Raw genomic sequence first — 19,788 nt, 5'->3', positions numbered from 1 at the left:
GCGAAGGGAAGATACTGCGGGGATGAATGAGCTGAACGAAGCGTCCGAGCCCCGTCGGCCGACGGTCATCGTGCTGGCCTCCGGCCGTGGCGAGCGCTTCAAGGCGGCCGGCGGCGTCGGACACAAACTCCAGGCGCCGCTGGGCAGTGCGACAGTGCTTGCGCACACGCTCGCCTCGGTGCGTGCGAGCGGCTTGCCATGGCATGTCGAGGACGTGGGGCACCCCGGCATGGGCGACTCGATCGCAGCGGCCGTGCGCGCCACGCCCGATGCGGGCGGCTGGCTGATTCTTCCGGCCGACCTGCCCTTGGTCCAGCCGGCCACTCTGCTCGCCATCGCTCGGGCCTTGGTCGAGCCGATGCGCGCCGCTCAGCCACACTACGACGGCCAGAGAGGTCACCCGGTCGGGTTTGCGGCGGCATGCGGCGCGCAACTGGCGGCGCTGTCCGGCAATGTGGGAGCAGCGGCCGTGCTACGGGCGCTCCGGGAGACGCACCAGGTCGCCGAGATCGAGGTGGACGATGTCGGCATCGTCACCGACATCGACACGCCCGAGCAGCTGGCGCACGCCGAATCGCTGCTGCTGGAGCGGCTCAGCCGCGAGTGATCAGCCCGCAGGCGATGCGCGGGCCCGAGTTGCCGGCCGGCTGCGAGGTGAAGTCGTCGCGGTCGCGATGTACGACCAGCGCCCGTCCGACCACGTTGTTCACCGCGCCTTCCGTCAGCGAAATCGAATGCACGTCGACACTGAATTTGGCTGCACCGCTGGCATCGGCGACCAAGCTGGGCAACTCGCCCGCATGGCTGCCCGGCGCTGCGAACTTGCCATGCGTGCCCCCGGATGGATTGAAGTGGGCGCCCGACGCGTTGCCGTTGTCGCCGCAGTCGCCTTTTTCGTGGATATGGAAGCCATGCTCGGTGCCAGGCGGAAGACCACGCACTTCGCCCGCGACGCGCACGCCATGTTCGAGCGGCGTGAAAGTCACCTTGCCCATGGTCGGGTTCGGCGAAATCGCTGCGGTCGGCGCGAGATTGGCGGTGGCGCCCACTCCCGAGCCCATGGTGCCGCAAGCAGCGATCAGGCTGGCAGATGCAAAGGTGGCAGCGATGGCGATCAATCGGCTCGGCAGGTGCGGCATTGGCGTTACTCCTTGGGTTGAGGCGTGGGTGAGAGCGATGGCTCCGAAGGGTATACCGGAGGCGGCTGATCGCTGCCAATGGCCTGCGACGACAGGCGGGATTCGGCCAGCTTGACCAGCCTCGCCAGCGCCGCGTCGTGGATGCCGTGGTGCTTCAACTCCAGCAATGTCTGTTGTGCATAGTCCAGCGAACTCCCATAGCGGCCGACCGCGGTCTCGAAGATGTGCCGATAGCGCTCGTCAGTCAGTTCGCCGGTGAAATTCGGGCTGTGCCGCGACAGGGTGAAGGCGAGTGCGCGCACCGTCGAATGCGGCGTCTCGCATTCGAGCCAGCGCGGGTCGTAGACGCCAGTCGGCATCTCCCGCAGCCAGAGTCGTCCGAGCGTTTCGAGCCCATCGGCGGCCGGCACGCGAAAAACCATCCCCCGGCAGCATCCACCCGACAACAGCCCGAACACCAGCCCGGGGTTTTCGACGGTGCCGCGATTGACGCGGCTCCACATCTTGAGCGCGCGGTGCCAGCCGTGCACTCGTGCCGGCAGGCGCTCGATGAAGCCGAACTCCGGCCGCCAGATCAGCGACCCATAGCCGAAGAGCCATAGATCCTGGTGGCCGCCCCATTCGTCGATCACACGGTCGAGCATGGGCTTCGGGTCCCGCAGGGGCTTGGGCATCGGGTCCAGCCCCGGAGGGCCCGGGTCGGCAGCTTGGTTGCTGAGGGCGACGCCTACAATTTCGTGATCATGGTTCACCGCACCATTATTTACCGACCCCTCGATTACGGAGACCCGCCCATGTCAGTGATGAACGAAGACGACAGCCAGCAGAATTTCATCCTCGCCTTGGTCATGGGGTTGATAGCGTTGGTGATCCTCTTCGTGATCGGCATCGTGCTCTACCAGAGGAATCACATGAGCGCCGCGCCGGCCGGGCCCGTCGCCGCGTCCGCAGCCGCGCCGGCGACCACCGTGGCCGTCGTCACGGAAACCGTGACCGTCGTGATTCCGGAAGGCGCGAGCATTCGCGTCGCGGGCGACGTCGTGAACTTCTATTTCGCAACGGCCAGCGCCGACATCGCGCCCGGCGCTGCCGAAGCACTGGCGATCGTGATCAAGGGCGTCGAAGCCGGCCACAAGGCAGTCGTGTCCGGCTTCCACGACACCACCGGAGACGCGGCGCTGAACGAGGAACTCGCCAAGAAGCGCGCCGGAATGGTTCGCGATGTCCTCACCGGCCTGGGCGTGCCTGCGGACAAGATCGAGCTGAAGCGACCGCCCGTGACCGCCGGCACCGGCGACGACGCGGAAGCGCGCCGGGTCGAAGTGAAGTTGGTGGATTAGCCCTACACCAGTGCCTCCACCAGTGCCTCGCGGGAGCCGGTACGATTCACCCCCGAGCTGCCGCACATGGCAGCTCATCGGCAGTGCGACAAATTCCATGACTACACACCCCACAGTCCGCGATGTCACCGACCGTATCCGCGAGCGCAGCCGTCCGCTGCGCAGCGCTTACCTCCAGCGTCTGAGCGAAATCCGCGACCGTGATCGCGGTTCGGACCGCATGGGCTGCGCGAATGTGGCCCATGCCGTTGCGGGTATTCCTGCCAACGACAAGATCAAGGTGGTGGCCGAGCGCGCACCCAACATCGGCATCGTCACAGCCTACAACGACATGCTGTCGGCGCATTCGCCGTACCAAGGCTATCCGGACATCATCAAGCACGAGGCTCGCCGCCAGGGCGCCACCGCGCAAGTCGCGGGAGGCGTGCCGGCGATGTGCGACGGCGTGACGCAGGGAACGCCCGGCATGGAGCTCAGCCTCTTCAGCCGGGACGTCATCGCGATGGGCACGGCGGTGGCGCTCACGCACGACATGTTCGATGCCGCGCTGCTGCTCGGCGTCTGCGACAAGATCGTGCCGGGGCTGCTGATCGGCGCCTTGCACTTCGGGCATCTGCCGATGGTGTTCGTGCCGGCGGGGCCGATGCCTTCGGGGCTCTCCAACAGCGCCAAGTCCAAGGTTCGCGAACAGGCGGCCCAGGGGCTGGTCGGGCGGCAGGGGCTTCTCGAGGCCGAAATGCAGGCCTATCACGCCCCAGGCACGTGCACCTTCTACGGCACGGCCAACAGCAACCAGATGTTGCTTGAAGCCATGGGACTGCACGTGCCCGGAACGGCGTTCATCCAGCCCGGCGATTCGATGCGCGAGGCTTTGACGCGCGAAGCTGCGCGCACCGTGCTGGGGCGCGCTTCCGATGCACCCCATGCCGTGCCTCCGATCGGCCAAATGGTCGACGAGCGCGTCATCGTCAATGCGATGGTTGCACTGCTTGCGACGGGCGGCTCGACCAACCACCTGATCCACTGGGTTGCGGTCGCGCGTGCGGCCGGGATCCTCATCGACTGGAACGACTTCTCGGAGCTTTCCGATGTCGTGCCGCTGCTGACGCGGGTCTATCCCAACGGCAGCGCCGACGTCAACGAATTCCAGGCTGCAGGCGGTCCGGGCTTCGTGATCGGCGAACTGCTCGACGCCGGCCTGATGCACGCAGACGTGCTGACGGTGCGGGCTGGCGGCATTCGCGAGTTCGCGAATATTCCGGCGCTGTCCGGTGCGCCCTCTGACGAGCATTCGCTCAAGTGGCAGCCCGCCGCTCCGCTTCGGAATGACGCCGTGACGAGACCCGTGTCCGCGCCCTTCAGCGCGACAGGCGGGCTGAAGCTGCTCAGCGGCAATCTCGGCCGGAGCGTGATCAAGGTTTCGTCCGTTCCGGACGATCGGCACGTGATCGAGGCGCCGGCCCGCGTGTTCGACTCGCAAGCCGCGCTGCAGCAGGCATTCAACGCCGGCGAGCTGGAGCGCGACGTGGTTTGCGTGGTGCGCTGGCAAGGCCCGCAGGCCAACGGCATGCCCGAGCTGCACAAGTTGACGCCGCCTCTGTCCGTGTTGCAGGGCAAGGGCTTCCGGGTGGCGCTGGTCACCGACGGGCGCATGAGCGGCGCTTCAGGCAAGGTGCCGGCGGCGATCCATGTGTCTCCCGAGGCCGCCGCCGGCGGTCCGCTCGCCAAGGTGCTCGACGGCGACCTGATCCGGCTCGACGCGGTGGCCGGCACGCTGACCGTGCTGCTTCCCGAAGACGAATGGACGTCGCGCCAGCCCGCGACCCAATCGCCGGAGCAGCGTGTGGCCAACGGCTTTGGCCTGGGTCGCGACCTGTTCGCCGGCATGCGCCGCAATGCATTGACAGCAGAAGAAGGAGCCTGCACATGGCTGTGACCGAATCGATTTCCGCGCTCGACGTGATGCGCGATGCGCCAGTGATTCCGGTGATCGTGCTGCACGACGTCAAGGACGCAGTGCCGCTGGCGCGCGCCCTTGTGGCGGGTGGCATCCGCATGCTCGAAGTGACGCTGCGCACCCGCGAAGCGCTCGAATGCATCGAGATCATCTCCAAGGAAGTGCCCGAGGCCGTCGCCGGTGCGGGCACGATCCGCAGCGCCGCCGATGCGCAGGCGTCGGCGCTGGCGGGCGCGAAGTTCGGCGTGAGCCCTGGCTACACGCGCGCGGTGGGCAAGGCTTGCCACGACCTGGGTCTGCCGCTGCTCCCGGGCGTTGCCACGGGCAGCGAAATCATGCTTGCCCAGGAGGATGGCTTCACCGAGCTCAAGTTCTTTCCTGCGGTGCAGGCGGGGGGGCTTGCCATGTTGAAGGCCTGGCAGGGGCCTTTCGGCGACGTCAAGTTCTGCCCGACTGGCGGCGTTCACGCGGGCAATGCGCATGAGTTTCTTGCGCTCGCCAATGTCGCCTGCGTCGGTGGGTCGTGGATCGTACCGACGGACGCAATTGCCGCCGGTGACTGGTCCCGGATCGAGGCGCTCGCGCGCGAGGCGAGCAAGCTGGCGCGATGAGCGGCACGGCTGAGCTCGGTGACCTGAAGGTCATCGCCTTCGACGTCTTCGGCACGGTCGTCGACTGGTATTCCGGCATTGCCGCCGAGGCCGAGCGAATCGTCCCGGGCGTCGACGGAGGCGCCTTTGCGCTGGCCTGGCGGGCAGGCTACCAGCCCGCCATGCGGAGCGTGATGGCGCGAATCGCGGCAGGCGAGGGCGGTTTCACGCTGCTTGACGAACTGCACATGGGCATGCTCGGCAACGTGCTGCGCGACTTCGGCATCGATGATCTCGATGCGACGCGAAAGCGCGACCTCAACAAGGCATGGCACCGGCTCCCCGCGTGGGCCGACACGGTGGAGGGGCTGACACGGCTCAAGCGCAAGTACATCATCTGCACGCTCTCGAACGGCAACATCGGCCTGCTGACGGAAATGGCCAAGCACGCCGGACTGCCATGGGACTGCGTGCTTTCCGCCGAAGTGTTCAAGGCCTACAAGCCGGACCCGCGCACCTATGTCGGCGTCGCAAGTGTCTTCGACGTATCTCCCGGGCAGGTGATGCTGGCGGCTGCGCATCACGATGACCTGGCCGCTGCGCGGACCTGCGGACTGCGCACCGGCTACATCGAGCGGCCGCTTGAATTCGGACCTTCGCGGCCTAAGGATGTGTCGCCCCAGCCCGAGAACACGCTGCACGCTCGCGACATCGGCCATCTGGCGGATCTGCTGGGCTGCTGATGCTTCAATCCACGGCGCAGCAAACGGCTCAGGCGGAGCGCCACTTCAGGGCCGGGCAAGCCGCGCTTGCCGAGGATCTGTTGCGCAAGGTGATCGCGCGCGATCCGAAGGTCGCCAAGGCCTACGAGCTGCTGGCGTACATCTGCGGCAATCGCCAGGACCTGGCGGCATGCGAGGAATTCCTGGAGAAGGCGGCAGCCCTGCCCCAGTGTTCCCCGGAAGCGCTGTTCTATCTCGGACGAGCGCAGTTGCAACGCGGGCGGGCGCGCGAGGCGGTGGGATCGTTCGATCGCGCGATGAAGCAGGCCGGAGAATTCTTCGAGGGGCTGCACGAATTGGGCGTAGCGCACAGTGCGCTCGGGGCGCATGACGCCGCTTTGCAGGCTTTTCGGCGGGCCGAGCGTCTCAATCCGCGATCGCGCGAATTGCAGTCCAACCTTGCGGACACGCTGGCGGCATTGCAGCAATTCGGGCAGGCGCTCCAGCACTACGACCGCGCGCTGACGCTCGATCCGAAATTCGTACAGGCTTGGGCGAATCGCGGCACGGTGCTGACCGAACTCGGTCGCGGGCCGGACGCACTTGAAAGCTATACACGCGCATTGGCGCTGGCGCCTGAAGACGTGCCCACCTTGATGAACCGCGCCGCCACGCTGACCGTGCTCAAGCGACACGCCGAAGCGCTCTCCTGCTATGACGAGGTCGCCCGTCTTGCGCCGGATACGGACTATCTGCGCGGGCAGCGGCTGCATGCGGCGATGTTCGTCGGCCGATGGGACGGCTGGGCGGATCAGGTCGGTGACATCGTGGCGCGGGTCGAAGCCGGTGAAAAGGCGGCGATGCCTTTCGCGCTCACCGCGACGCCCGCGAGTTCGGCCATCTTGCTGAAATGTGCTCGCACCTATGCGCAGGACAAGCACCCCGCGCGCGAGCCGACAGCAGTTCTCGCTCCGGTTGTACGTGACCCGGGGCGAAAGCTGCGGGTCGGCTACTTTTCGACCGACTTCCGCGAGCATCCGGTCTCGCAGCTGATTGCGCGCGTGCTGGAGTGCCACGATCGCGGTCGCTTCGAATGGTTCGGCTTTGCGCTTGGGCCTCCGGTGCGCGACGAGATGGGCGCGCGCATTGCGGCGGCTTTCGATCATTTCGCGCATGTCGGGGACCGAAGCGATGCAGCCATCGCAACCATGGCGCGTGATGCCGGCATCGACATCGCGGTCGACCTCAACGGCTTTACCGAAGGCGCGCGGCCGGACATCTTCGCGCGGCGCGCGGCGCCCGTGCAGGTCAACTATCTCGGCTACCCCGGCACCATGGGCTGCGACTACATGGACTACATCGTGGCCGATGCGACGCTCATCGCGCCGGACGAATACGCGCACTACGCGGAAAAGATCGTCGTGCTGCCGGACTCCTACCAAGCGAACGACAACACGAAGCGCGTCGCCGAGGGAATGACCACCCGCGAAAGCTCGGGCCTTCCGCCCAATGGTTTCGTCTTCGCGTGCTTCAACAGCAACTACAAGATCACGCCAGACGTGTTCGACGTCTGGATGCGGTTGCTGCGAAACGTGCCCAGTAGTGTGCTGTGGCTGCTGGAGGGCAACGCCGATGCCCGCAGTGCGATCGAGGCCGAAGCGAGCCGGCGCGGCGCGGGTGCGGAGCGCATCGTCTGGGCGCCGCGCATGCCGCTGGCTGAGCATCTGGCGCGGCACGCCCATGCCGATCTGTTCCTGGACACCTTCCACTACAACGCGCACACGACGGGGGGCGATGCGCTCTGGAGTGGGCTTCCCGTGTTGACGCTGGCCGGCCCGACCTTCGCTTCACGCGTCTGCGCGAGCTTACTCGGCGCAGTAGGCCTGCCCGAGCTGGTGACCCACACCGTTGAGGCGTACGAAGCATTGGCCTTGGCGCTGGCGACCTCGCCGGAACGCCTCGCCGAACTTCGTGGCCGACTGCAGATGAATCGCAAGACCATGCCGCTGTTCGATTCGCCGCTTTTCGCACGGCGGATCGAAGCGGCCTACGAGGCGATGTGGGACCGCCATCAGCGCGGCTTGGCGCCCGATCACATCCGGATCAGCGACGCCGCCGAGCCGGTGCTCTAGCGCAGTCCGCCGCCCGCAGCGGCTTCGGCGCGCTGGATCAGTTCAATTTTGTAGCCATCCGGGTCCGTCACGAAAGCGATGACCGTGGTGCCGCCCTTGACCGGGCCGGCTTCGCGCGTGACGTTGCCGCCGGACGCCTTGATCTTTTCGCACGCCGCGTATGCGTCAGGGACTCCCAGTGCGATGTGGCCGTAGGCGGTGCCGAGCTCGTAGCTTTCCGTTCCCCAGTTGTAGGTCAGTTCGATTTCAGCCTGGGCCGGATTGCCTTCGTAGCCGACGAACGCGAGGCTGTACTTGTATTCGGAGTTCTCGGAGGTGCGCAGCAGTTGCATGCCGAGCACTTGCGTGTAGAAATCGATGGAGCGCTGGAGATTGCCAACGCGCAGCATGGTGTGGAGGATTCGCATCTCGTGGGTCGCCGTTGAAATTGTTGGTCGACGATTGTCGCGCTTGGGCGCGGGATCAGCGATTCGGCATCTCGAACACCAGGCAGGTCGTCGTCGCATGTGCATACAGGGTGCCGTCCGCGCCGACGAGCCGGGCTTCGGCGGTCGCAAGCTGCCTGCCGCAGTGGATCACAGTGCCTTCGGCGCGCACGCGCTGGACCTTGGGCGTCAGCGCCTTGACCAGGTTCACGCTCAACTCAGCCGTGGTGTAGGCGCGGCCGACCGGCATCATGGTGTGCACCGCGCAGCCGAGTGCCGAATCGAGCAGCGTGGCAAACCAGCCTCCGTGGACGGTGCCGAGCGGATTCAGGTGCTCTTGCAGTGGCGTTCCCTGGAAGACCGCGCGACCTGCCGCGACTTCGATCAGCTGGAAACGCAGGGTCTTCGCCATCTGGGCGTACGGAATTTCCGCTTGAAGCATCGCTTGCATCACTTCAAGTCCGGTCTTGCCGGCAATCTGGTCCGGCCTTGCGAGACCGGGCCCAGGGCCAGCGTCGAGCCGCTTGTTGATGGCGTCTTCCTCGGCGATCCAGGCAGCCAGTCGATCCGTCGATGTCATTCAGGTTTCCTTAACAGTTGCATATGCAATGATTGTAGCTACAATCGTCTACATGAACGCCATCGCCAAACCCCAGGGCTGCACCAATTTCAGGTTGCGTCACTTGATGCGGCAGGTCGCGCGTCACTACGACGCCGAGGTCGCCAAGAGCGGGCTCAAGACCACGCAGTACTCGTTGCTGTCGCACGTGCTTCACCTGGGGCCGCTGCGGCCGGTGGACCTGGCGCAGGCCATGGGCGTTGAAGCGTCGACACTGACCCGCAATCTCAAGCCGATGATTGCCGCCGGCTGGCTCCTGCAGGGCGAGGGACCCGACGCGCGCAGCCGCCTTATCGAAATCACGGACGAAGGCCGAGAGAAGCGCGCCGAAGCCCAGCGCCATTGGCGCGCGGCGCAAGAGCAGCTCAATGAAGTGCTCGGGATCGAGCGCGTGGTGGCTCTGCATGCGCTGATCGACGAAAGCATCGAACTGCTGCAGATCGCCGACCAACTGACCGAGGAAAACGCCCATGAATGATCGAAACATCACCGCTGCAGCGCCTGTCGCACCTGCCGCACCTGTAGCACCAGCCGCGGGCTTCGCCATCGGCCTGGTGCTTCTCGCGGCCGCCGGCACCTTCGCGCTGACCATGGGCGTGCGGCAGACGATGGGTTTGTTCCTCTCGTCGCTGAACACGTCGACCGGCCTGGGCATCGGCAGCATCAGTCTCGCGTTCGCGTTCGGGCAGCTCTGGTGGGGCCTGACGCAGCCTTTTGCGGGCGCGGTGGCCGATCGCATCGGCACGGGGCGCGTGGTCTTCATGGGCGTGGTGTTGGTGGCGCTCGGCACCTTCATTACGCCGCTGATGAGCACGACGGGTGGCCTGATCTTCGCCATCGGCGTGTTGGCCGCCGGAGGCGCAGGCATGGCCGGGCCATCTGTGCTGATGGCCGCGACGACGCGCCTCGTACCGGCGCACAAGCGCGGTCTTGCCACGGGTGTGGTGAATGCGGGCGGCTCCTTCGGCCAGTTCGCCATGGCGCCAATCGCAATCGGCCTGATGGCCACCGTTGGCTGGGCGAGCGCAATGCAATGGCTGGCCGTTCTGATCCTGCTGGCGCTGCCTGCCGTCTTGGTGCTGAAGGGCAACTCGAATCAACTCGCAGCGCAGTCCGCGGCCGCCAGCGGCATCAAGCCGCTTACTGCACGCGAAGCCATCGGCCAGGCGATCGGAACGCCGAGCTATCGCTACTTGAGCCTCGGCTTCCTGGTCTGCGGCTTCCATGTGGCGTTTCTCGCCACGCACCTGCCGGGCGTGATCGCCGCGTGCGGCCTGCCGCCGGAGATCGGCGGGTGGGCACTCGGGATGATCGGCCTCTTCAACATCGTCGGCAGCCTGGCCATGGGCTGGGCCGTGGGGCGCTGGCGCATGAAGTCGCTGCTGGCGCTGCTCTATGCGACGCGTGGCATTGCGGTGCTCGTCTTCCTGCTGGCTCCCAAGACGCCAGCAGTGATGCTGATCTTCGCGGCGGTGATGGGCATCACCTTTCTTTCGACGGTGCCGCCCACGGCAGGGCTGGTCGCCAAGATGTTCGGGCCGGCCAACATGGCGATGCTGTTCGGCATCGTGATGCTGGCGCACCAGATCGGCGGCTTCCTTGGCGCCTTTCTCGGCGGCTATGTGTTCCAGGCCACCGGCAGTTACGACATCGTCTGGTACATCGACATTGCCCTCGCAGCCGGCGCGGCACTGATCAACCTGCCCATTCGCGAAGCACGGCCGGCAATGCTCGCGAAGGCGGCAGCATGAGCGCTCAAGAGCGTGTAGCAATGAGCGCGCCCCAAGGTGTCGATCCGCGCACGCGGCTGTTGCTCGAAGCGCCGATCGTGCCGACCTTGCTGCGGCTTGCCGCGCCCAATGTGCTGGTGATGATCGCGCAGGCGTCCGTGGGGCTGATCGAAACCTACTTCGTCGGCAAGCTGGGCACCGATGCGCTTGCCGGCATGGCGCTGGTCTTCCCGATCGTGATGCTGATGCAGATGACATCGGCCGGCGCGATGGGCGGCGGCATCGCTTCGTCCATTGCACGTGCGCTCGGCGCGCGGCGCCGCGACGATGCCGACGCGCTGGTGCTGCATGCGATCGCAATCGCCCTGGGCTTCGGATTGCTCTTCATGCTGGTTCTGCTGCTCGGCGGTCGCTGGCTCTACATGCTCATGGGCGGGACCGGCGCGTCGCTCGGCGCGGCGATGGCCTACTCCAACGTGGTGTTCGCGGGTGCTGTGCTGGTGTGGCTCTTCAATTCGCTGGCCGCGGTGATTCGCGGAACCGGCAACATGGCCGTACCGGCGAACGTGACTGTCGCCGGCGTGGTCGTCCTCATTCCACTGTCGCCATTGCTGATTTTCGGCTGGGGACCGATTCCGGGCTTGGGGATTGCCGGCGGTGCCGTCGCGTTGCTGCTTTACTACCTTGGCGGATCGGTCGCGCTCTGGATCTATCTTCGCTCCAGCCGCAGTCTGCTGAAGCCTTCGATGGCGAACGCGCGCTTTCGCTGGCCGCTGTTCAGCGACATCCTGCGCATCGGCCTCATTGGCGCAATTTCCACTGTCGCGACGAATCTGTCGATCGGCATCGCGACCGCGCTGTCGGGTCATTTCGGCCCGGGTGCGATCGCCGGCTACGGCACGGCTGCACGTCTCGAATACCTGCTGGTGCCGCTCGTGTTCGGGCTCGGCGCACCGTTGGTCGCCATGGTCGGCACCTGCATCGGTGCTGGCCAGCGCGAGCGGGCATTGCATGCGACGTGGGCCGGTGCTGCCATCGCTTTTGTGCTGACAGGCGCCATCGGCCTGGCTGCTGCGTTGTTCCCGAGACCCTGGCTGATGTTGTTCGGCAGCGATCCGGCAATGCTCGAAACAGGCGCGCAGTATCTGCGTGCAGCCGGGCCGTTCTATGGCTTCTTCGGCGTCGGGTTGGTGCTGTACTTTGCATCGCAGGGGGCAGGGCGACTGCTGTGGCCCGTCATCGGAAACATCGCGCGTCTCGTGGTCGCCGGGATCGGCGGTTGGATCGCCCTGCGTTGGGGCGGCACGCTCATGCATGTGTTCTTCGCGCAAGGCCTCGCGCTGATGGTCTACGGCGGCGTCACGGCTGCAGCCGTCGCCGGCGGCGTCTGGTTCGGCCGTATCGGCTGGCCTCGCACCACGACGGGCCTGTTGCGCCGCATGCAACTGTCCTGATCGACTCTTCTGATTTTTTTGAAACTTCCTTAAGGCAAGTATGCAGATCAAGGACTCCGTGGTTTTCGTCACCGGCGCCAATCGCGGGCTCGGTCTCGCGTTTGCGCGTGCGGCGCTCGCCGGTGGTGCGAAGAAGGTGTATGCGGCAGCTCGCGATCCGGCCAGCATCACGCTTGCCGGCGTGCATCCGGTCGCGCTGGACGTGACGCGCCCCGAGCAGATCGAGGCCGCAGCCCGCGCCTGCGGCGACGTCGACTTGCTCATCAACAACGCCGGCATCTCGCGCGGCGTGAGCCTCTTCGGCACCAGCGATGCCTTCGATGCCGCGCGTGCTGAATTCGAGACCAACTTCTTCGGTCCCTGGGCCATGAGCCGCGCTTTCGCCCCGGTGCTGGCGGCGAACGGCGGCGGCGCCATGGTCAATGTGCTGTCGGTCCTGAGCTGGCTTACGCTGCCGACCTCCGCGACCTACTCGGCTTCGAAATCGGCCGCCTGGTCGCTGAGCAACGGGCTGCGCTCCGCGTTGCGCGAGCAGGGCACACAGGTGTTGAGCCTGCATGTGGCCTTCATGGACACCGACATGGCGAGTGGCGCGCCAGGCCCGAAGGCATCTCCGGACGATGTGGCGAAGCAGACTTTCGACGCACTCGCAGCAGGGCGGTTCGAATTCTTGGCCGATCCGCTGACGCGACAGGTCAAGGCGGGCCTTTCCGCCGATGCGCCACCGTATGCGGTGAACCCGGCGGCGAATCCGGCGGGCTGAACCGCGAGCCGGCGGCAGCTATCATCCGTACCCCTCGATCGGCGCTCTGCGGAGTCGACGCGGCGCGGATCGGATCCTGTTCCAGAAGCATCGGCATGCGCCTTGGCCACTGCCGCGATCGTCCGACTCCGCCAGCGTCGCGCCTTCTGGAAAATACATGCTTCGTCTGTTCACCGCATTCAAGAGGTGGCGCGCTTCGCGAGATGCCGGGCATCAGCTCGACGCCCTGCTGGCCATGGCCAACGCGAACGCCTCCTACGCCCAGCGCAACGAATGGCTCATCGAGCTTGCGCATTGGATTCATCGCCGAGACAAGCTTCTGGCCGACGCCACTGAACGCATCGCGGACAAGTCACGGGCCGCTTCGATCCACGCGCGGGTGCGCTATCTGCTCCACGTGCTCGACCGCAACCTTGCCTGGAAGGGCAACGTCGCCGGCATCTTGCGAGCGGTGCTCCGCGAGAGCGACGGCATTTCGCTGCTGTGCGACGCAGGCATGCCGATCCACTCCGGCCTTTTCGGCGCGCTGGCCGAGCGCTTTCAGTCATTGATGATTCCGCCGACGCCGAACCGGCGCGAACTGAGTGCGCTGTTCACGCTGATGTTCACGTCCAGCGCCGATGCCGACTGGATCGACACCCTGCCGTCCGACTTGCTCCTTCGCATCCGCGAACTATTCGACCACGGCTCGGCGGACGACCCGCGGCGCGTGGGCGCGTTCTCACTCGATCTGCTCGCGGCATTGCACAACCTCACCTGTCAGATCAGCTCGACCGGCATGTCTCAGTTGGTGCGCGGCAAGCTCGGCGACGCCGACGCGCGCGTCGCGACCGAGTCGCAGCCCTTCTATCGGCTCCCGCGCGCGATGCTCGCGGTAGAAGCGGCGCACGAGGCAGTCGAAAGCGGTGCAGAGCCCGGTCGGCTGCTGCGCGAAGTCAACTACCTGCGGGTGCTGCTGGACCAATGCCGCATCGCCATTGACGATGTGTTCAGCAATCTCTATCGCAATGGCGTGAGCGTCGACATCGTGTTCCAGATGGAGCGCATGCGGATGCGCATCGCGCGCGCCGAGCACCTGCTGGACGCGTGGATGGCGTCGGACGACATGCGCGCCCTCGCGCGGCTGACGGCCGAGCTCGTCAAGGCGAACCGCGAAAGCCAGAGCATGTCGCACCTGCTGAGCAGCAACTTCTCGCTGCTCGCGCGCAAGGTGGTCGAATACAACGCCGAGACCGGCGAGCACTACATCACGCGCGATCGCCAGGAGTATCTGAGCATGCTGCGGATGGCGCTTGGCGGCGGGCTGGTGACGGTGATCACCGTTTGCCTCAAGCTGGGGATCAGCGGGGCTCATCTGCCGTCGCTGATCGAAGGGCTTCTGGCGTCCGTCAACTACGCCGCGAGTTTCCTGCTGATCCACTTCCTGCATTTCTCGCTTGCGACGAAACAACCCGCGATGACCGCACCGACCCTCGCGCGCGAACTCGACGCCGCCGGGACAGAGCAGGGCATGGACGAGTTCGTGACGTCCGTGCTGGCGCTGATCCGCACGCAAGCGGCAGCGGTGCTGGGCAATGTGCTGGCCGTCTTTCCGGTTTGCCTCGGCGTCACGTTGCTTTGGCGCGCCCTGTTCCAGACAGACATGATTTCTCCGGAAAAGGCGCATGCAACGTTGCAGTCGTTCTCTCTGCTGGGGCCGACGCCGATCTATGCCGCTCTGACCGGCGTGCTGCTATGGGCTTCGAGCCTTTTCGCGGGTTGGGTGGACAACTGGTTCGTATTGCACCGGGTCGGTGATTCGCTCGAATACAACCGCCGCCTGCGCATGACCTTCGGCGTGGCGGGCATGGCGCGGCTGGCGGCGTTCTGGCGCTTGAACATCGCGGGTGTCGCGGGCAATGTGTCGCTCGGGTTCATGCTCGGGTTGATCCCGGCCATTCACTCGGCCCTGGTGTTCAATTTCGAGGTGCGGCATGTGACGCTCAGCGCGGGATCGGTCGGCGTGGCCCTGGGCGTGCTCGGTACGGCACCGCTTCGATCGTCTGAACTGTGGTGGGCCGTTGCCGGCATCGGCAGCATGGCGGTGCTCAATGTCGCGGTGAGCTTTGCGTTGGCCTTCCACATGGCTGTTCGGTCGCGCGCGCTGCGCAATGCGGACGTGCGGTCGCTCTACAACAGCGTCTGGCAGCGCGTTCGCAGCCGGCCCATGGACCTCTTCTGGCCCAGCGCGCGGCCGAGCGCCTGACCGAGCTCAGGCGCGCTGTACTCCGCTGAAAGCCGCCACGAAGCGTTGCGCGTCTTCGCGCACCGCGTCGGCGCTCTTGCCCGGCTTGTACAGCGCGGAGCCGATGCCGAAGCCCACTGCGCCCGCGGCGCGCCATTCGTCCATGTTGCGGGGCGAGATGCCGCCGACTGGCATCAGCGAAGTGCCTTTGGGCAGCACCGCGAGCATCGCCTTCACGACCGCGGGGGTTGCCAGTTCCGCGGGAAACAGCTTGAGTCCGTCTGCGCCCGCGGCCAGCGCCGCGAAGGCTTCGGTCGGCGTCATGACGCCGGGCAGGCTGACGAGGCCGAGCCGCTTCGCTTCGGCGATGACTTCGGCGCTGAAGTTCGGCGCGACGATCAGTTCGCCGCCGGCGGCGTGTACGTCGCGCACCTGCTGTGCATCGAGCACTGTGCCGGCGCCGACCAGCGCGTCAGGAAAGCGTTGGCGAAGCAAGGCAATGCTCTCGAGGGGCCGCGGCGAGTTGAGCGGAACTTCGAGCAGCCGGAAGCCGGAATGGACGAGGGCGTCTCCCACGTCGGCAGCTTCTTCCGGCGTCAGGCCGCGCAGGATCGCGACCAGCGGCAGGTGCTTCATGGCGGCATTGAACTTCTGCGACGCCGTGGCGGCGGTGTTGACTGTAGAGGTCATGATTTGCGATGGCCGTTGGTGTGGTTGGTGTGGAGTGCATGCAGCCCGGCCCAGGTTGCCTCGGCGCCGAGCGTCCTGGCCCTGGTGCCGGAGGCCTGCAGGGCCAGCATGTAGCGCTGGGTGAGCGCAGGCGAACCGATCAGCACCACCTCGCCCGCAGCATGCAGCGATTGCGTGCGCAGTTCTTCCCCGATGAGGATGCCCGAGAGATAGCTCGAGAGTTCGCGTGCCGGCATGCGCTCGAACAGCGAGAGGGTGCGCGCGCCGAACGCGTTGTGCAGCAGGCCCTGGCCGTTGTCCGATTGCGTGACGCCTTGCAAGAAAGCGGCTTCGTCGAGCGGCGCGGAGGTATCCATCGTGCGCGCGAGGATGGAATGCTGACTCAGCACCGCGTAGAACTCGCCCGTCATGAAGGTGCGAAAGCCCGTCACCATGCCGTTCTTGACCCGGGCCCATTTGTTGTGCGTGCCGGGCAGCACGAAGAGGCCGTCGCGCAATTCGGTCAGTGCCATCGCGCCGAGAATCTGCACTTCCTCTCCGCGCATCACGTCGGGCACGCCGTCGTGCATGTCGCTCAGTCCCGGCACCAGCGAGATGCGGCCGGGTTCGATCTCCATCACCCTGTTGCGGATTTCGGCGAGTCCTGCCGGGCAAGGGCAGTAGGGCGCCTCGACCCATCCCTGCTTGCTTCCTGCCATGCCCGATATGAGGCAGCGCGTTCCCTGCGGACGCATCCAGTCGCCGAAGAGCGTCTCGAACACTTCGGTGAAGCCTCCGCTCTTGACGGTGAGGATGCCGCGCGGATGGCTTTGCTCTTCAAGCACGTGCCCGTCGGCATCGATCAGCGCGCCGCGCAGCGAACTGGTCCCCCAGTCGACGGCAACAAGGCGTGTGTGGCTCATGGGCGGCCCCGGGGTTTGTACGCAGTGACGTCGATCTCGACCTTCGCGTCGATCATGAGCCGCGACTCGACCGTGGAACGCGCAGGCCGATGATCGCCCAGGCACTCCATGTACACGCGGTTGAAGCTGCCGAAGTCGCGCGCGTCGTTCAGCCAGACGCTGACTTTGGCGATGTCGGCCAGTGTGCAGTCGGCCAGCGCCAACGCCTGTTCTATGCGCTTGAAGACCTGCCGCGTCTGCGCTTCGATGCCGCCGACGATGACCTGGCCCTGGTCGTCAGTCGGTACCTGGCCCGATACAAAAACGAAATCGCCCGCGCGGGTGGCGGGCGACAGCGGACGAGCCTGGCGGTCTGAGGCGATGGGCGACTGGCCGAGCATTTCAACTTGGGACATGGTGATGAATTTGTAATGAAATTACAGAAAATACGAGGGTAAACCCCCGTTTGACGTGAGATATCGCTGTAAATACGATCGACGATGTAATGTTATTACTCATGGAGCCGCGATGCAAACGTCCGCGATCACTGTACCGACCCTTGGCTTTTCTCCCTTGAACCCGGTGCGCGCGCCGCGTTGGCGGAGTGTCGCAGGCGCGCTTGCCGCCGCATTCACGTTGGCCATCTTGCCGGGTGCCGTGTGGGCCGAGCCCGCAAAGGGAGGCGCTGCCAACCTCGCCATGGTGGGCGAGCCGCAGGGCCTCGACCCGATGACCAGCACGGCCGACCTCGTGGGCACCATCATGCAGCACGTCTACGAGCCTCTCTACACCTTCGATGCAAACTGGAATATTGCGCCGATGCTGGCCGAAGGCATGCCGGTGGTCTCCAAGGACGGCCTGACCTACACGATCGCGATTCGCAAGGGTGTGAAGCTCCACAACGGGCGTGACCTGAATGCCGATGACGTTGTGGCTTCGCTGCAGCGCTGGATGGAACTCTCGCCACGTGGCAAGGCCGTCGGCAAGGAAGTCGCTTCGCTCACGGCCAAGGGCCCGCTCACTGTCGAGCTGAAGCTTGCGAACCCCTACGCGCCACTGCTGGCCCAGCTCGCATTGCCCAGCGGGATGGCGGCCATCATGGCCAAGGAAAGCATCGCGCCGCAGCTCAAGGAATTCATCGGAACCGGCCCCTACAAGTTCAAGGAACGCCGTCCGGATCAGTTCACCGTGTTGGTGCGCCATGACGGCTACACCGCCCGCAAGGAAGCGCCGAGCGGCTATGCCGGCCGGCGCGAGGCGCTGCTCGACGAACTGCGCTTTGTGCCCGTGCCCAATGCCAACACGCGCGTCGAAGGCTCGCTGTCCGGGCAGTTCCAGTACGCCGATCTGCTGCCGGTGGAGGCCGTCGGCCGAATCGAGAAAGGCGCCCCGGCCGTGGTGCCGATCGTGACGAAGAACTTCGGCTTTCCATACATCGTGTTCAACACCAAGGAAGGCGTGCTGGCCTCCCAGCCGCTGCGCCGTGCGGTGCAGACGGCAGTGGGCGAGGGCGAACTGATGGCCGCGGGCTTCGGAGACAACCGCTTCTTCGTCGTCGAGCCCAACTTCTTTCCGAAGGGGACGCCTTACTACTCCGCAGCCGGCGCCAACGCTTACAACACGCGCAATCCGCAAGCGGCCAAGGATCTCGCGGCGAAGGCCGGCTACAACGGCCAGCCCATCCGCATCATGGCGAGCCGGCAATACGAGTTTCACTACAACATGGCGCTCGTGATGTCCGAGCAACTCAAGAAGGCGGGCTTCAAGACCGACCTGCAGGTGGTCGACTGGGCGACGCTCGTGCAGCGCCGCAACGACGCCAAGCTGTGGGATGTCTACTTCACGCATTCGGGCCTGTTTCCGGAGCCGATGCTCTCGCCGCCGCAATTGGGCGACGGCGCGCCGGGCTGGTGGGACACGCCGGCCAAGAAGTCGACGCTCAGCGCCTTCAACAAGGAAAGCGATCCGGCCAAGCGCGGTGCGCTGTGGGGTCAGGTGCAGCAGACGGTCTATGACGAAGTGCCCTTCATCGAAGTCGGCAAGTTCAACAGCCTGTCGGCACGTTCGGCAAAGCTGGAGGGCTTCACGCCGGCGATCTGGCCGTTCTTCTGGAACACCGGCCTCGCCAAGTAAGCGCCTCGGGCTCCTTTCATGCTGCGCTTCCTGCTTTCACGCCTCGCCGGTGCACTGGTGGTGCTCGCCATCGTGGCGGTGCTGGTCTTCGCGCTGACGCGCCTCGCGTCGGGAGACCCTGTCGCGCTTCTGCTTGGCGACCAGGCCACTGCCGAGGACATCGCCCATGCCCGCACGCAATATGGGCTCGACAAGCCGCTGCCCACGCAGTTCGTCTTGTGGGTGGGAGAGCTGCTACATGGCAACCTGGGGCAGTCGCTGTTCTTGCAGCGGCCCGTTGCGCAGGCGCTGCTCGAGCGTGCGGAGCCGACGTTGTTTCTCGCACTGTTCGCGGTCGGCATCGCGGCATTGATCGGCATTCCGGCGGGCATGGCGGCTGCCGTCTGGCGCGGCAGTGCAGCCGATCAGGCCGTGAGCGGCGTGGCCATGCTGGGCGCAAGCGTCCCGAGTTTCTGGCTGGGGTTGATCCTCATCCAGTTCTTCGCCGTCAAGCTTGGCTGGTTCCCCGCATCGGGCTACGGTGATCCGAGCGCATCGCTGGGAGAGCGGCTGCATCACCTCTTGCTGCCCGCCCTGGTGCTTGGCTTGCTCAACTCAGCGTTGATCATCCGCTTTACCCGAGCGTCGATGCTCGACATCCTCGGCGAAGACTATGTGCGAACTGCCCGCGCCAAAGGCTTGCCGGAGAGCGTCATCATGGTCAAGCACGTGCTGCGCAATGCCCTGGTGCCGATCATCACGGTGCTCGGCCTCACGCTGGCCTTGATGATCGGCGGCACGGTCGTGACCGAGACGGTGTTCAACCTTCCCGGCGTCGGCAACCTCGTGGTGCGCGCGGTGCTGCGGCGCGACTATCCGGTGATTCAAGGCACGCTGCTGGTGATCGCTGCGATCTATGTGTTCATCAACCTGGGTGTCGACTTCGTCTACACGCTGGTCGATCCGCGCATCCGGCTGAGGTCGAAATGAAGGCCGCCGTGACTTCTTTC

Annotated in this window: 20 protein-coding genes; 13 read left to right on the top strand and 7 right to left on the bottom strand. The window is 65.7% G+C overall.

Annotated features, from left to right (window positions below; genetic code table 11):
- Positions 1-22: 22 nt before the first annotated feature.
- Positions 23-607, top strand: a complete 585-nt coding sequence (locus AC1DMA_RS23910; protein ID WP_478126983.1) for a nucleotidyltransferase family protein — start codon at positions 23-25, stop codon at positions 605-607.
- Here the strand turns inward: AC1DMA_RS23910 and AC1DMA_RS23905 are convergent.
- Together AC1DMA_RS23905 and AC1DMA_RS23900 are read right to left on the bottom strand one after the other, a co-directional pair.
- The gene (locus AC1DMA_RS23905; protein WP_478126982.1) at positions 594-1,139 is read right to left on the bottom strand and encodes a superoxide dismutase family protein; all 546 of its coding nucleotides are present in this window, start codon (positions 1,137-1,139) and stop codon (positions 594-596) included. The genes AC1DMA_RS23910 and AC1DMA_RS23905 overlap by 14 nt on opposite strands.
- A 5-nt stretch (positions 1,140-1,144) precedes the next feature.
- Positions 1,145-1,813, bottom strand: a complete 669-nt coding sequence (locus AC1DMA_RS23900; protein ID WP_478126981.1) for a gamma-glutamylcyclotransferase — start codon at positions 1,811-1,813, stop codon at positions 1,145-1,147.
- A 129-nt stretch (positions 1,814-1,942) separates the two neighbouring features.
- Between AC1DMA_RS23900 and AC1DMA_RS23895 the strand changes: the two genes are divergently transcribed.
- The 5 genes from AC1DMA_RS23895 to AC1DMA_RS23875 all read left to right on the top strand — a co-directional run bounded on the left by AC1DMA_RS23895 (position 1,943) and on the right by AC1DMA_RS23875 (position 7,880).
- Positions 1,943-2,479, top strand: a complete 537-nt coding sequence (locus AC1DMA_RS23895) for an OmpA family protein (RefSeq protein ID WP_478127088.1) — start codon at positions 1,943-1,945, stop codon at positions 2,477-2,479.
- A gap of 97 nt (positions 2,480-2,576) precedes the next feature.
- On the top strand, positions 2,577-4,415 hold the full coding sequence (gene edd / locus AC1DMA_RS23890) for a phosphogluconate dehydratase (protein WP_478145700.1): 1,839 nt from the start codon (positions 2,577-2,579) through the stop codon (positions 4,413-4,415).
- Positions 4,406-5,047 (top strand): bifunctional 4-hydroxy-2-oxoglutarate aldolase/2-dehydro-3-deoxy-phosphogluconate aldolase, encoded by a 642-nt coding sequence (gene eda, locus AC1DMA_RS23885; protein WP_478145699.1) that lies wholly within the window; start codon positions 4,406-4,408, stop codon positions 5,045-5,047. Before edd ends, eda begins: the two co-directional genes overlap by 10 nt.
- Positions 5,044-5,769 carry a haloacid dehalogenase type II gene (locus AC1DMA_RS23880; RefSeq protein WP_478126978.1) on the top strand — a complete coding sequence of 242 codons (726 nt, stop codon included), beginning with the start codon at positions 5,044-5,046 and terminating at the stop codon, positions 5,767-5,769. Before eda ends, AC1DMA_RS23880 begins: the two co-directional genes overlap by 4 nt.
- Complete coding sequence (locus AC1DMA_RS23875; RefSeq protein ID WP_478126977.1) at positions 5,769-7,880, top strand: O-linked N-acetylglucosamine transferase, SPINDLY family protein; 2,112 nt, start codon at positions 5,769-5,771, stop codon at positions 7,878-7,880. Before AC1DMA_RS23880 ends, AC1DMA_RS23875 begins: the two co-directional genes overlap by 1 nt.
- Here AC1DMA_RS23875 and gloA read toward each other — a convergent pair.
- The gene (gene gloA, locus AC1DMA_RS23870; RefSeq protein ID WP_478126976.1) at positions 7,877-8,287 is read right to left on the bottom strand and encodes a lactoylglutathione lyase; all 411 of its coding nucleotides are present in this window, start codon (positions 8,285-8,287) and stop codon (positions 7,877-7,879) included. The genes AC1DMA_RS23875 and gloA overlap by 4 nt on opposite strands.
- 55 nt (positions 8,288-8,342) lie before the next feature.
- Positions 8,343-8,885, bottom strand: coding sequence for a PaaI family thioesterase (locus AC1DMA_RS23865; RefSeq protein WP_478145698.1), 543 nt, complete (start codon positions 8,883-8,885; stop codon positions 8,343-8,345).
- Between the two features lie 28 nt (positions 8,886-8,913).
- Here AC1DMA_RS23865 and AC1DMA_RS23860 point away from each other — a divergent pair, with 28 nt between their 5' ends.
- The 5 genes from AC1DMA_RS23860 to AC1DMA_RS23840 all read left to right on the top strand — a co-directional run bounded on the left by AC1DMA_RS23860 (position 8,914) and on the right by AC1DMA_RS23840 (position 15,116).
- Entirely contained in the window at positions 8,914-9,402 is a 489-nt protein-coding gene (locus AC1DMA_RS23860) for a MarR family winged helix-turn-helix transcriptional regulator (protein ID WP_478145696.1), read from the top strand.
- Positions 9,395-10,675, top strand: coding sequence for an MFS transporter (locus AC1DMA_RS23855; protein ID WP_478145695.1), 1,281 nt, complete (start codon positions 9,395-9,397; stop codon positions 10,673-10,675). The genes AC1DMA_RS23860 and AC1DMA_RS23855 overlap by 8 nt, the downstream gene beginning before the upstream one ends.
- Positions 10,676-10,695: 20 nt before the next feature.
- A complete protein-coding gene (locus AC1DMA_RS23850) occupies positions 10,696-12,108 on the top strand; it encodes an MATE family efflux transporter (RefSeq protein WP_478126972.1) in 1,413 nt (470 codons plus the stop codon).
- A gap of 40 nt (positions 12,109-12,148) precedes the next feature.
- Complete coding sequence (locus AC1DMA_RS23845; RefSeq protein WP_478145694.1) at positions 12,149-12,871, top strand: SDR family oxidoreductase; 723 nt, start codon at positions 12,149-12,151, stop codon at positions 12,869-12,871.
- A 157-nt stretch (positions 12,872-13,028) separates the two neighbouring features.
- Entirely contained in the window at positions 13,029-15,116 is a 2,088-nt protein-coding gene (locus tag AC1DMA_RS23840) for a site-specific recombinase (protein ID WP_478145693.1), read from the top strand.
- 6 nt (positions 15,117-15,122) lie between these two features.
- On the opposite strand, the gene AC1DMA_RS23835 is transcribed toward AC1DMA_RS23840, so the two are convergent.
- The 3 genes from AC1DMA_RS23835 to AC1DMA_RS23825 are packed head-to-tail and all read right to left on the bottom strand — an operon-like array spanning position 15,123 to position 17,082.
- Complete coding sequence (locus AC1DMA_RS23835; RefSeq protein WP_478145692.1) at positions 15,123-15,785, bottom strand: 2-dehydro-3-deoxy-6-phosphogalactonate aldolase; 663 nt, start codon at positions 15,783-15,785, stop codon at positions 15,123-15,125.
- On the bottom strand, positions 15,782-16,687 hold the full coding sequence (locus AC1DMA_RS23830; protein WP_478126968.1) for a 2-dehydro-3-deoxygalactonokinase: 906 nt from the start codon (positions 16,685-16,687) through the stop codon (positions 15,782-15,784). Before AC1DMA_RS23830 ends, AC1DMA_RS23835 begins: the two co-directional genes overlap by 4 nt.
- Entirely contained in the window at positions 16,684-17,082 is a 399-nt protein-coding gene (locus tag AC1DMA_RS23825; protein ID WP_478145691.1) for a RidA family protein, read from the bottom strand. The genes AC1DMA_RS23830 and AC1DMA_RS23825 overlap by 4 nt, the downstream gene beginning before the upstream one ends.
- 112 nt (positions 17,083-17,194) lie before the next feature.
- On the opposite strand from AC1DMA_RS23825, the gene AC1DMA_RS23820 reads away from it, so the two are divergent.
- Together AC1DMA_RS23820 and AC1DMA_RS23815 are read left to right on the top strand one after the other, a co-directional pair.
- Entirely contained in the window at positions 17,195-18,799 is a 1,605-nt protein-coding gene (locus AC1DMA_RS23820) for an ABC transporter substrate-binding protein (protein ID WP_478145690.1), read from the top strand.
- 18 nt (positions 18,800-18,817) lie between these two features.
- On the top strand, positions 18,818-19,768 hold the full coding sequence (locus AC1DMA_RS23815) for an ABC transporter permease (RefSeq protein WP_478145689.1): 951 nt from the start codon (positions 18,818-18,820) through the stop codon (positions 19,766-19,768).
- The last annotated feature ends 20 nt before the right edge of the window (positions 19,769-19,788 follow it).

The organism is Variovorax sp. 05N34, assembly GCF_056397405.1.
This window is presented reverse-complemented; position numbering and strand designations above follow the sequence as displayed.